The 12715-nt window shown below is 33.3% G+C and carries 8 protein-coding genes; 6 read left to right on the top strand and 2 right to left on the bottom strand.

Going from position 1 to position 12715, the window contains the following annotated elements; translation table 11 throughout:
• Positions 1 to 15 precede the first annotated feature (15 nt).
• Positions 16 to 2502: an exopolysaccharide transport family protein gene (locus ACFSSB_RS06740; RefSeq protein WP_379902345.1), complete on the bottom strand. Its 2487-nt coding sequence runs from the start codon at positions 2500 to 2502 to the stop codon at positions 16 to 18.
• 3 nt (positions 2503 to 2505) lie between these two features.
• Positions 2506 to 3300, bottom strand: coding sequence for a polysaccharide biosynthesis/export family protein (locus ACFSSB_RS06735; RefSeq protein ID WP_379902342.1), 795 nt, complete (start codon positions 3298 to 3300; stop codon positions 2506 to 2508).
• Positions 3301 to 3406: 106 nt separating this feature from the next.
• Between ACFSSB_RS06735 and ACFSSB_RS06730 the strand changes: the two genes are divergently transcribed.
• The 6 genes from ACFSSB_RS06730 (at position 3407) to secA (ending at position 12468) form a co-directional block, all read left to right on the top strand.
• Complete coding sequence (locus ACFSSB_RS06730) at positions 3407 to 5269, top strand: ABC-F family ATP-binding cassette domain-containing protein (protein WP_379902340.1); 1863 nt, start codon at positions 3407 to 3409, stop codon at positions 5267 to 5269.
• 510 nt (positions 5270 to 5779) lie between these two features.
• On the top strand, positions 5780 to 6553 hold the full coding sequence (locus ACFSSB_RS06725; RefSeq protein ID WP_379902338.1) for an O-methyltransferase: 774 nt from the start codon (positions 5780 to 5782) through the stop codon (positions 6551 to 6553).
• A gap of 92 nt (positions 6554 to 6645) precedes the next feature.
• Positions 6646 to 7332 (top strand): ABC transporter ATP-binding protein, encoded by a 687-nt coding sequence (locus tag ACFSSB_RS06720; RefSeq protein WP_379902336.1) that lies wholly within the window; start codon positions 6646 to 6648, stop codon positions 7330 to 7332.
• A 492-nt stretch (positions 7333 to 7824) separates the two neighbouring features.
• Entirely contained in the window at positions 7825 to 8397 is a 573-nt protein-coding gene (locus ACFSSB_RS06715; RefSeq protein ID WP_379902334.1) for a cob(I)yrinic acid a,c-diamide adenosyltransferase, read from the top strand.
• 156 nt (positions 8398 to 8553) lie between these two features.
• Positions 8554 to 8775, top strand: coding sequence for a DUF2795 domain-containing protein (locus tag ACFSSB_RS06710; RefSeq protein ID WP_006989959.1), 222 nt, complete (start codon positions 8554 to 8556; stop codon positions 8773 to 8775).
• A 342-nt stretch (positions 8776 to 9117) separates the two neighbouring features.
• A complete protein-coding gene (secA, locus tag ACFSSB_RS06705) occupies positions 9118 to 12468 on the top strand; it encodes a preprotein translocase subunit SecA (RefSeq protein ID WP_379902332.1) in 3351 nt (1116 codons plus the stop codon).
• The last annotated feature ends 247 nt before the right edge of the window (positions 12469 to 12715 follow it).

Below are 12715 nucleotides of genomic sequence, written 5' to 3'. Positions count from 1 at the left end.
AGCGATAACAATATATTAAATACTTTTAATAAATGCTTTAACTTTTTTAAATAGTGACTTTTTAGTGTCTTCATGATAAGCATTTCCGTAAACACCATAGCCATAACCGTAGCCATAACCATAGCCATAACCATAATTATGGTTAGACTTATGTTTATAGAAGTTAAGCACAAAACTGATATTTTTAACTTCGCCTGCGCGATACTTGGCATTTATTAGCTGTAACATTCCTTTTTTAGTATAATCTAAACGTACCATAAAAATAGATGCATCTGCATACTGTACCAACTCTAAAGCATCGGTTACCAAGCCTAATGGAGGTGTATCTAACACAATCATATCATACTCTTGACGTAATCGACCTATTAGCTCTCCCATTTTATCACTCATAAGCAACTCGGATGGATTTGGAGGTATAGGTCCTGAGGTAACAACACTTAAATTATCTATATGCGTCGTATTTACCACAGCATCAAAGGTACTATCGCCAATAAAATAGTTAACAACACCTTGCTCATTAGTTAAGCCAAAATCATCAAATATCTTTGGTTTACGTAAATCTAAGCCCAATAAAATGGTTTTCTTTCCTGATAAAGCGTATACTGTTGCCATGTTAATAGAACAAAAGGTTTTTCCTTCTCCACTTACGGAAGAAGTAATTAATATCGTTTTACCTTTTTCGTCATCACTTTTTAACTTGTTTTTATAAAAAAACTGCAAACTAGATCGTATCGCTCTAAAAGATTCAGCTACCGCAGACTTTGGTTTTTCGAAAACTACTAGATTATTATGGTATTTATATTTACCTATTAACCCTAATATTGGAATACTAGATAATTGCTCGACCTCATCTGAACCATGAATTGTACTATCTAATAAATAAATAATAAAAATTAGCAACATTGGTGCAAAAAAACCAACCATCAATGCCATCATATAATTTAAAGAGGTATTAGGACCAATTTTCCCACTTCCAATGTCTTTTGCTTCATCTATAACGGTTATATCAGATATATTTGCCGCTCTCACAATTGCTGCTTCCCCTCTTTTAGCTAAATAAACATCATAAGCCTCTTGACTGATATTAAGCTTTCTTTGAATTTTTAAATATTGTTGCTGATCTTCTGGTAATCCACTTAGCTTAGCACTTAAACCATAAATTGTTTTAGTTAGATCACTCATTTGCTCACTAATGGTTCTTTTAGTTGCGTCTATTGTTTCTAGTAAAACATTTCTTTCTGCATCTATCTGCCTATCTATATCTTTAAAAAGTGAAGACCCTTCTTTAGTTGTATATTCTAAATTCTTTCTTTCTATAGCTAAAGAAGTAATTTTACTAACACTGTTTAAAATATTCCCTTCATTAATACCAACTGAAGTTGGTGCGGCGATATTGGTATAATTAGTTTTTGTTCTTAAGTACTTTTCTAAAGTATTTAAATAATTTAATTTAGATTGCTCTTCCTCTTTTTGTAACTCATACCCCCTTAATTTAGATGACACTTGAGACATCTCTTCGTCAATATTAAATACTTTGTTATTTTTTCTAAAGGAATTCATCTCATTAGTAACATCTTTTAAATCACTATTAACAGCAGCTAAACTACTATCAATAAACTTAATGGTATTGGTTGCATATAGATTTTTCCTTTCTAATTCAAACGCACTTAATATTTTGGATGTAGCATTTAGATAATCGACTATTTTATCTTTATTTTTACCAATAAGAGACAACTTTAATACTGAAGAAGAGGAAGCCGAAAATGGTGAGATTTTAACACCTCTTTTATAAAAATAAACTATATTATCAAAATCTCTAAATCTTATAAAAAATTCAGATCCGCTTTTAATATTTTTGTTATTCCTTTTATGCACAGTCAAATTTAAAAACGGTAAAGATATTTGTTCTCCAATTTTAAATTTTTGACTAAAAAGACCTGGTGTCACATTAGCAGATCTTTTAGTTTTAGTTTCATCATATTGCTGCAAAGGCACTTTGCTCCCTTCAAAATTCACAAAAACCTCAAACTCGGTTTGATTTAAAAACCGAATTCCGACATCCTTACCTAGAATTTGCCCTTGCGTATTATCTAATTCTACAAAAAAAGGAGCTTTTTTATAAATGTCAACTTTATTATACTTTCCTTCTACTAAATAATCTATATAAAATTGAAGTGAATCTACTACTTTTTCATTATGACTTCTCGTTTTAAGTGTTGTTATCACTTTCCCTACTTTACCTGAAACCCCTCCCCAATTAAAAGAAATACTGGTATTAGCTGTAAAAAAAGGATTTTGATCGTTTTCTATACTTATTAAAGAATCTAGCTTATACACATCTTGTTTACGCACATTAATAAGATAGGCTATAATTAAAGCAGCACCAATACATAACAGTACAAACTTCCATAAGTTTATGACTTTAAACAAAAAGCCTTTAAAGTCAAAAGCTACATGGTTAGATTCTAAACCTTCTATATCATCAAATTCGTTGTAGGCCATAAGTTATATACGTTGTAATAATATTATAGTAGTAGAAATTAAAGATAACACAGTAGCAACTGCCCCAATATTTTGTAGCACATTGGTTCCGGTTCCCCAAGCTTTTTGCTTTAAAGGTTTTACATAAATCATATCATTGGGTTGGATATAATAATATGGGGATTGCATCACATTTACATCGGTTAAATCAATATGATGTATTTTCTGCCCTTGCGGATATTGCCTAATAATTAACACGTCTTTTTTATCCCCTGTTACCGGAATATCGCCAGAATTAGCAATAGCTTCTAATATATTTACTCGTTCTTGATATAAAACATTGGTTCCAGTATTACCAATTTCTCCTGTTGTTACATACTTTAACCCGGTAAGCTTTACCGTAACAAATATATTTGCTGTTTCTTTAAATTGCTCTTCTAGCAACTTTTCTTCTATCCTCTGCTCAATCTCTTCTGTAGTATAGCCTAGTACATTCATTTTACCCAAGGTTGGTATTCTAATATTACCATGTAAGTCTATGGTAAATCCATCAAAGTAAGATTTTTCTACGCTACTAGCGTTTAAATCGCCATTTCCTATAGGGTTAAAAATCTGTACATTTTCTTGGTCTAGGGCTTTTACGCGAATGTTTAATATATCGTTAATTTGAACGCGGTAGGCTTTTTGTTGCTCTACTATAGTTTGTAAAGAATCTACTTGATTCCCCTTATTTTGAATATACAAAGTATCTTTGTGAGGAATACATGAACTAGCAAATACAGTAAGGAGTAAAGAGAGCGCAAAAAAAAGTTTCTTCATTGTTGAAGTTTAATGTTACGTAACAAATATAAGTTTTCGGTAGGAATATAAAAACTTATAGAACTTTTTTTGGTATTTTATACGTTATTTGTAAAAAAGACAAAAATTGAACTATCTAAACGTAGAAAACATATCGAAATCTTATGGAGAGCTTACGCTTTTTCAAGACATTTCATTTAGCATTCATAAAGATCAAAAAGTAGCCTTTGTGGCTAAAAACGGAACCGGAAAAACATCTATTTTAAACATTCTAGCCCAACTAGATCAACCAGATACAGGGCAAGTAATTTTTAGAAAAGATATTGTTGTTTCCTTCTTACCTCAAGAACCGCTATTAGACCAGAACCTTACTATTGAAGATACCATCTTTAGTTCTGATAATGAAATTTTAAAAGTCATTAAAGCCTATGAAACTGCCCTTTTAAACCCAGAAGATACAGAAGCTTACCAAAAAGCTTTTGAAAATATGGACAGACATAACGCTTGGGATTTTGAAACGCAGTACAAACAAATACTCTTTAAACTAAACCTAGAAGACTTAAACCAAAAAGTAAGTGCGCTTTCTGGAGGACAAAAAAAACGTCTTTCTTTAGCCAATGCACTAATTAACAAACCCGATTTACTTATTCTAGATGAGCCTACCAATCATTTAGATTTAGAAATGATTGAGTGGCTAGAAAGCTTTTTTGCTAAAGAAAATATTACTCTTTTTATGGTAACGCACGACCGCTACTTTTTAGAACGTGTATGTAATGAAATTATAGAACTAGACCAAGGCGAATTATTTTCGTACAAAGGAAACTACTCGTATTACCTAGAGAAAAAAGAAGAACGCATAAACAGAGAGGCTGTAGAAACAGGTAAAGCAAAACAACTGTTTAAAAAAGAGCTTAGCTGGATGCGTAGACAACCTAAAGCTAGAACTACAAAATCGAAATCTAGAATAGATGATTTTACCGAAATAAAACACCGAGCACACCAGCGCAGAAACGACCACCAAGTACAACTAGAACTAAACATGGAAAGGCTTGGTAGTAAAATTATTGAGCTGCACAAAATATCAAAATCCTTTAAAGACAAAACCATTCTTGACCAATTTGAATACAACTTTCAAAAAGGAGAACGCGTGGGTATTATTGGTAAAAACGGAACAGGGAAGTCTACTTTTTTAAACATACTTACCCAAAGCATACCACCTGATTCTGGTAAAATAACCATTGGAGAAACTGTAAAATTTGGCTACTATACCCAAGGCGGCATCACAGCAAAACCAGACCAAAAAGTAATAGATGTTGTTAGAGAGTTTGGTGATTATATTCCTCTAAAAAAAGGAAGACAAATAAGCGCGCAACAGCTTTTAGAACGTTTTCTTTTTGATAGAAAAAAACAATACGACTTTGTAGAAAAACTTAGTGGTGGTGAAAGAAAAAGACTTTACTTATGTACTGTTTTAATTCAAAACCCTAATTTTTTAATCTTAGATGAACCTACTAACGACCTAGATATAGTAACCTTAAATGTACTTGAAAGTTTCTTGCTTGATTTTCCTGGATGCCTTATTGTAGTTTCTCACGATAGGTATTTTATGGATAAAATTGTAGACCACCTTTTTGTATTTAGAGGCGAGGGTGTGGTAGAAGATTTTCCTGGAAACTATAGCGACTTTAGGACTTATGAGGATAGCCAACCTGTAAGCAGCGAAGACAACAGCGATAAGAAAGAAAAGAAATCTTGGAAAAAAGATAGCAATACCAAACTATCTTACAACGAACAAAAAGAGTATAAGAATATTGAAAGTAAACTAAAGTCTTTAGAATTTGATAAAAAGGAATTAGAGGCTAAGTTTTTAGACGAAAGCCTAAGCCAAGAAAAGATTACTGAGCTTTCTGAAAAACTACAAAGCATCATCACCGAAATGGAAACGAAAGAAGAACGCTGGTTTGAACTTATGGAGAAAATGGAGGAATAGGCACTAGTTTTTGGTTTTTGGTTTTTGGTTGTTGGTTGTTGGTTGTTGGTTGTTGGTTGTTGGTTGTTGGGCGAAAATTGTCAATTTAAGTTTGTAAGGGACTTTTCTTTAATCTTACAACGAAAATATAAAAAACAAGAGAATCCTGAAAATACACTACACCAGGGTATACCGAGGAATAACAGCACAAGTATGCATGTGAGATTCCTCGACTGCCCTCGGAATGACAACCCCAAAAAGTCCGTTTAATTAAAATTGTTTTTTTGCAATTTTGAATCGATAACAATAATTAAAATCAACTAAAAGGGCCTCGCTTTTATAGTCAGACCATCCGATTTTTTTTTGGGGAAATACAAAAAACCATTTTGCTTTACTTAAACATAGTAGTCCTTACCAATAATTAATTTAAGCACGTACTAACATAACTTCCTCTAAAATCTCATATCCTCTTTTCTACTTTTCACCAATAACTTCTTACTTTTGCTAAATTACTTATCCTTTTTACCTAAAATGCTATACCAAGTATCCGAGTACCTTAAATTCTTAAAAAAATCTACCAACCAACATGGTGTGCACTCCCCTTTTGTATACAATCTAGTAACGCAATGTTTTTATAACAAAAAAAAATATGAAGACTACAGCGTTTTAAAACAACACAGAGAAAACCTATATACAAACAAAACCACTATTTCTGTAACAGATTTTGGCGCAGGAAGTCGTGTTTTTAAAAGCAACCAAAGACAAGTATCTAAAATTGCAAAAACTGCAGGGATACCAAAAAAAAGAGCGCAATTATTATATAGAATTGCCAATTATTTTCAGGTTAAAGACACGTTAGAACTAGGTACCTCTTTAGGTCTAGCTACTGTAGCCTTGAGTTTAGGGAACAAAAAAGGAAACGTAACAACGATTGAAGGCTGCCCAGAAACCGCAAAAATAGCTTTGCAAGAATTTAATAATTGCAATAGAGATAACATTCAATTAAAAGTGAATGACTTTACAACAGAACTAGAGCTTTTAAAAAACAAAACTTTTGATCTTATCTACATAGATGGAAACCATCAAAAAGAAGCTACACTACATTATTTTACGTCTTTATTAGCTAACATTCATAATGACTCCTTGATGATTTTTGATGATATCCATTGGTCTCCTGCTATGACAGAGGCTTGGAATGAAATTAAAGAACACCCTAGAGTCACAGTAACTATTGACAGCTTTTTTTGGGGATTTGTATTTTTCCGTAAAGAACAAAAAAAAGAACATTTTACCATTAGAGTGTAACAACATATCCTATTTAGCGTCTTATTGTAAATAAGAAATAAGTACCTTGCAACATAAGGCATCTATAATTAAAAACTTACATCTTAAAATTTATGAATAACGTTATTGAAATTAAAAATATTATTCGCGATTTTAAACTTGGCACAGAAACCGTTCATGTTTTAAAAGGAATAGATTTAAACATACAACGTGGTGATTATGTAGCTATCATGGGACCTTCTGGTTCTGGTAAGTCTACACTTATGAATCTTTTAGGATGCCTTGATACTCCTACTGCTGGTAGTTATTTATTAAATGGTCAAGATGTGAGTACCATGTCTGACGATCAACTTGCAGATATTAGAAATAAAGAAATTGGTTTTGTTTTTCAAACCTTTAACCTTTTACCGCGTACTACTGCTTTAGACAACGTAGCTTTACCAATGGTATATGCAGGAATTTCAAAAACAGCACGTCATAAACGTGCAGCAGAAGTACTAGAAGATGTAGGCCTTGCAGATAGAATGGATCACAGACCAAACCAACTTTCTGGTGGACAACGCCAACGTGTTGCTGTAGGTAGAGCCTTAGTAAACAAACCTTCTATTATTCTTGCAGATGAGCCTACAGGAAATCTAGATTCTAAAACTGGAGAAGAAATTATGGGCTTGTTTGATACCATACATAAAGCAGGAAACACGGTTATTATGGTAACACACGAAGAAGAAATTGCAGACCATGCACACCGAGTAATCCGTTTACGTGATGGACTTATTGAGAGTGATACAAGAAATAGGTAGATTGGGTTTTGGTTGGTAGTTGTTGGTTTTTGGTTTTTGGTTTTTGGTTGCTAAATATTTTAAAAAAGTGCTTCGCCTTTTAGGGCAAACTTTCCGGGTTTTTGTTAAAACAAAAAACCACCTTCCTTTAGCTAAAGGAAGGAGCTGAAATGGAGGACCTTTTTGACATGTTAAGATAAAACCATCCGCAGACACCTAAAATCCCTCACTCCTAATCCCTAATCCCTACCACCTACTACCTCACACCTACTACCTCATACCTACTACCTCATCCCTACCACCTCATCCCTACCACCTCATCCCTACCACCTCATCCCTACCACCTCATCCCTACCACCTCATCCCTACTCCAAAACTTTTAACGAGCAATCCTTTTGTCTTTTCCCTGATTACATTTAACTTTAAACTTTTAACAGGAAGTGAGCATATTAAACAGGTATTACTTAGTAAAACACATGATACCCTTAAGCTCAAAACGATAACAACAAACAGATGAAAGTATACACAAAAACAGGAGATAAAGGTACCACTGCACTTTTTGGAGGCACAAGAGTACCTAAACACCATATTAGAATAGAAAGCTATGGTACTGTAGATGAGCTAAACTCGCATATAGGTTTAATTAGAGACCAAGACATAAACAGCAGATACAAAGAAACACTTATACATATACAAGACAGACTTTTTACTGTAGGCGCTGTTTTGGCTACAGATCCTGAAAAAGCCATTCTTAAAAACGGAAAAGAACGTTTAAATATTCCTAAAATTTCTTCGGAAAACATTACGCTTCTAGAAAAAGAAATGGACAGCATGAATGCGGCCTTGCCACAAATGACGCACTTTGTACTTCCTGGCGGTCATCAAACCGTGTCATTCTGTCACATAGCTCGCTGTGTTTGCAGGCGTGCAGAGCGTTTAGCCACTGCCTTAAATGAAATAGAAACCATAGAACCTAACACTTTAATGTACTTAAACAGATTATCAGACTACCTTTTTGTATTGGCACGAAAATTGTCTAATGATTTGCAAGCAGACGAAGTAAAATGGATACCTGAAAAACAGTAATACGTTTTGTCTGTAATTAATAACACTGCAAAATACTTTAGTATCAAGTAGTTTCAGTAAAAAAGACGTTCTTATAATTATTGAAAAAATAATGCACTTTTTTCTTGACTATTTAAACTAAAAATTTATTTTTGCAAAAAATAAAATCATTTAGAAATGTATTGGACTTTAGAATTAGCATCTTATTTAAGTGATGCACCTTGGCCAGCAACAAAGGACGAACTTATTGATTACGCAATTAGAACAGGAGCACCTTTAGAAGTTGTTGAAAATTTACAATCAATTGAAGATGAAGGAGATTCTTATGACTCCATTGAAGAAATCTGGCCGGATTATCCAACAGACGAAGATTACCTCTGGAATGAGGACGAATACTAATATCAAATAAAATTACCATTAAAAAGTCTCATTTCGAGGCTTTTTTTGTGGAAACAAATGATAACATTTTGTTAATTGTGGAAAATCACATGCTTATTTTTTACAATATTTATAAATAACATAACAACATAACGTATCTTTGAAATGAATAAAAGGTACTGTAAGATTTTGCCTTATAGTAGCTATTGAAATTAGCATTTTCTTGAAATAAGAACCTTGCAAATTTCTATTTTATTTTCATTAAATACACAATAACAATTAAAGCTTGTTTTAGCTACGTGTTTTGAAATAAACAAAGTAAAAACACCTAAAAAAACGAAGCAACAAAAAAAACATATACACATGAGTTTTTTAGATTCTGTACTAAAAGTATTTGTTGGCGACAAATCTAAACAAGACGTAAAAGCCATAACGCCTTTAGTAAATAAAATTAAATCCTTTGAATCTGCTCTAGAAGCTTTATCACATGATGAACTAAGAGCAAAAACAGCTTTCTTTAAAGAGAAAATAGCAGAAGCTAGAAAGCCGCTTCAAGATAAAATTGATGCGCTTTTAACAGATGCAGATAATGAAGAAGATATAGATAAACGTGAAGATATTTATCTAGAAATTGATGCTATTAAAGACGAAGTATATAAAATTACAGAAGATGTTTTAAACGATATCTTACCAGAAGCTTTTGCTGTAGTAAAAGAAACAGCAAAACGTTTTACCAATAACACATCTATTACGGTTACGGCAAATGAATTTGATAGAGTAATTTCTGGAGAGCATGATTATGTTACCCTTGAAGGAGACCAAGCTACTTGGGCAAACTCTTGGGATGCTGCAGGAAAACCTATTACTTGGGACATGATTCATTATGATGTACAATTAATTGGTGGTATTGCTATGCATCAAGGTAAAATTGCCGAAATGCAAACCGGTGAAGGTAAAACATTAGTAGCTACGCTTCCTGTATACCTTAATGCCTTAGCTGGTCGTGGTGTACACTTAGTAACTGTAAATGACTACTTAGCAAAAAGAGATAGCGCATGGATGGCACCTCTTTTTGAGTTTCACGGTTTAAGCGTAGACTGTATTGATTATCACCAACCTAATTCTGCAGCACGTAAAAAAGCGTATAATGCAGATATCACTTATGGTACCAATAACGAGTTTGGTTTTGACTACCTACGTGATAACATGGCACACAATCCTAATGATTTAGTGCAACGTCCGCACCACTACGCTATTGTAGATGAGGTTGACTCGGTATTAGTAGATGATGCAAGAACCCCTTTAATTATTTCTGGTCCTATACCTAAAGGAGACCAACATGAGTTTGACGCCTTAAAACCTAAGGTAGATGATATTGTTTCGGTACAACGTAAATACCTAACTGGTGTATTAGCAGAAGCTAAAAAGTTAATCGCTTCTGGCGATGAAAAAGAAGGAGGTTTTCAATTACTACGTGTATATAGAGGTATTCCTAAAAACAAAGCATTAATTAAGTTTTTAAGTGAAGAAGGCGTAAAACAACTGCTTCAAAAAACAGAAAACTATTACATGCAAGACAACAACAGGGAAATGCCTAAGGTAGATGCCGAGCTGTACTATGTAATTGAAGAAAAAAACAACCAAATAGAACTTACAGATAAAGGTATTGAATACCTTTCTGGAAAAGATAGTCCTGACTTTTTTATAATGCCAGAAATTGGTGTTGAAATTGCTAAAATTGAAGCCAAAGGATTAAGCAAAGAAGAAGAAGCAGAAGAAAAAGAAGAATTATTCCGTGACTTCGGAATCAAATCGGAACGTATACATACCCTTAACCAATTACTAAAAGCTTATGCTCTTTTTGAAAAAGATGTACAGTATGTAGTCATGGATAACAAGGTAATGATTGTAGACGAGCAAACGGGTCGTATTATGGATGGTCGTCGTTATTCTGACGGTTTACACCAAGCCATTGAAGCTAAAGAAAATGTAAAAATTGAAGACGCAACGCAAACTTTTGCAACGGTAACGCTTCAAAATTACTTTAGAATGTACAGAAAGCTTTCTGGTATGACAGGTACTGCTGTTACAGAAGCTGGTGAGTTCTGGGAAATATACAAATTAGATGTTGTAGAAATTCCTACTAACAAACCTATTGCACGTGATGACAGACAAGATTTAGTGTACAAAACCAAACGTGAAAAATACAATGCGGTTATTGATGAAGTAACCAAACTATCAAAAGCAGGAAGACCTGTTTTAATTGGTACTACTAATGTTGAAATTTCTGAGCTATTAGGAAAAATGCTTTCTATACGTAAAGTACCTCACAATGTATTAAATGCGAAGCAGCATAAAAAAGAAGCAGAAATTGTAGATGAAGCAGGTAGAAGCGGACAAGTAACTATTGCAACCAATATGGCTGGTCGTGGTACAGATATTAAATTAACAGACGAGGTAAAAGCCGCTGGTGGTTTAGCAATTATAGGTACAGAACGTCATGATTCTCGTCGTGTAGACAGACAGTTACGTGGTCGTGCTGGTAGACAAGGGGATGTTGGTAGCTCACAATTTTATGTGTCTTTAGAAGATAATTTAATGCGTCTTTTTGGTAGTGAACGTATTGCCAAAATGATGGATAGAATGGGATTAGAAGAAGGAGAAGTTATACAACACTCTATGATTTCTAAATCTATTGAAAGAGCACAGAAAAAAGTAGAAGAAAACAACTTTGGTGTACGTAAACGTTTATTAGAGTATGATGACGTTATGAACTCACAACGTGAAGTAGTTTACAAACGTAGACACCATGCTTTATTTGGAGAGCGTCTTCGTGTGGATATTGCCAATATGGTTTATGATACTTCTGAAAATATAGCAGAAAGCAATAAAGCGGCTAGCGATTATAAAAATTTCGAGTTTGAATTAATTCGTTATTTCTCTATGAGCTCACCAATTACAGAAGCTGAATTTGCTAAACTTTCTGTACAAGATATTGCACAACGTGTATATAAAGCAGCTTTTGATCACTATAGAGCTAAAATGGAACGCAATGCAGAAGTTGCTTTTCCTATTATTAAAAATGTATACGAAACCCAACGCGATAAATTTAAAAGAATTGTAGTGCCTTTTACAGATGGTGTAAAATCTCTACAAGTAGTTACAGACCTTGAAAAAGCATACGAATCTCAAGGAAAGCAACTTATTACAGATTTTGAAAAAAATATTACGCTAGCTATTATTGATGATGCTTGGAAAACACATCTTCGTAAAATGGATGAGTTAAAACAATCTGTACAATTAGCAGTTCATGAACAAAAAGATCCTTTATTAATTTATAAATTTGAAGCTTTTGAGTTATTTAAAGCTACTATAGACCAAGTTAATAAAGATGTAATTTCTTTCTTATTTAAAGGAGAATTACCAACGCAGGAATCTAATATTCAAGAAGCAAAAGAAACGCGTAAAAAAGAAAACTTACAAACGCAAAAAGAAGAGATTCCTAATCTTGATGAACGTTCTGCTCAAAACAGAGCCGCTAGTAATACGCAACGTCAACCAGAAGTAGTAGAAACTATTGTACGTGATAAACCAAAAATTGGACGTAATGATAAAGTTACTATTAAACACGTAATGAGTGGCGAAAACAAAACCGTTAAATACAAACAAGCAGAACCTTTAATTGCTAAAGGAGAATGGGTTTTAGTAGAATAAAACGGCTTTGAAATAGATGCTAAATACATAGTAATTACAAGTCTAAGCATAGACATTGAATATATAAATAAAATCCTGATGTTAACCTATCAGGATTTTTTTTATGTATACGTGAGCGTTTTCATTAATAAACTTAAAACTCTTTATCTTATGAAAAACTTAGTATCCATTGTAGCTTTTATTGTAAGCATCAAAGTATCTGCGGAAACTACCTGAAAGAATGCAACCTTCCATACTATTCCTTTTG

The sequence above is a fragment of the Lacinutrix gracilariae genome (assembly GCF_042684485.1).
GTDB classification, from domain to species: domain Bacteria; phylum Bacteroidota; class Bacteroidia; order Flavobacteriales; family Flavobacteriaceae; genus Oceanihabitans; species Oceanihabitans gracilariae.
This window is presented reverse-complemented; position numbering and strand designations above follow the sequence as displayed.

Coding starts and splice junctions, on each gene's coding strand:
- ACFSSB_RS06720 (WP_379902336.1), top strand. CDS start 6,646: ATGAATAACGTTATTGAAATTAAAAATATTATTCGCGATTTTAAACTT.
- ACFSSB_RS06740 (WP_379902345.1), bottom strand. CDS start 2,502: ATGGCCTACAACGAATTTGATGATATAGAAGGTTTAGAATCTAACCAT.
- ACFSSB_RS06735 (WP_379902342.1), bottom strand. CDS start 3,300: ATGAAGAAACTTTTTTTTGCGCTCTCTTTACTCCTTACTGTATTTGCT.
- secA (WP_379902332.1), top strand. CDS start 9,118: ATGAGTTTTTTAGATTCTGTACTAAAAGTATTTGTTGGCGACAAATCT.
- ACFSSB_RS06715 (WP_379902334.1), top strand. CDS start 7,825: ATGAAAGTATACACAAAAACAGGAGATAAAGGTACCACTGCACTTTTT.
- ACFSSB_RS06725 (WP_379902338.1), top strand. CDS start 5,780: ATGCTATACCAAGTATCCGAGTACCTTAAATTCTTAAAAAAATCTACC.
- ACFSSB_RS06710 (WP_006989959.1), top strand. CDS start 8,554: ATGTATTGGACTTTAGAATTAGCATCTTATTTAAGTGATGCACCTTGG.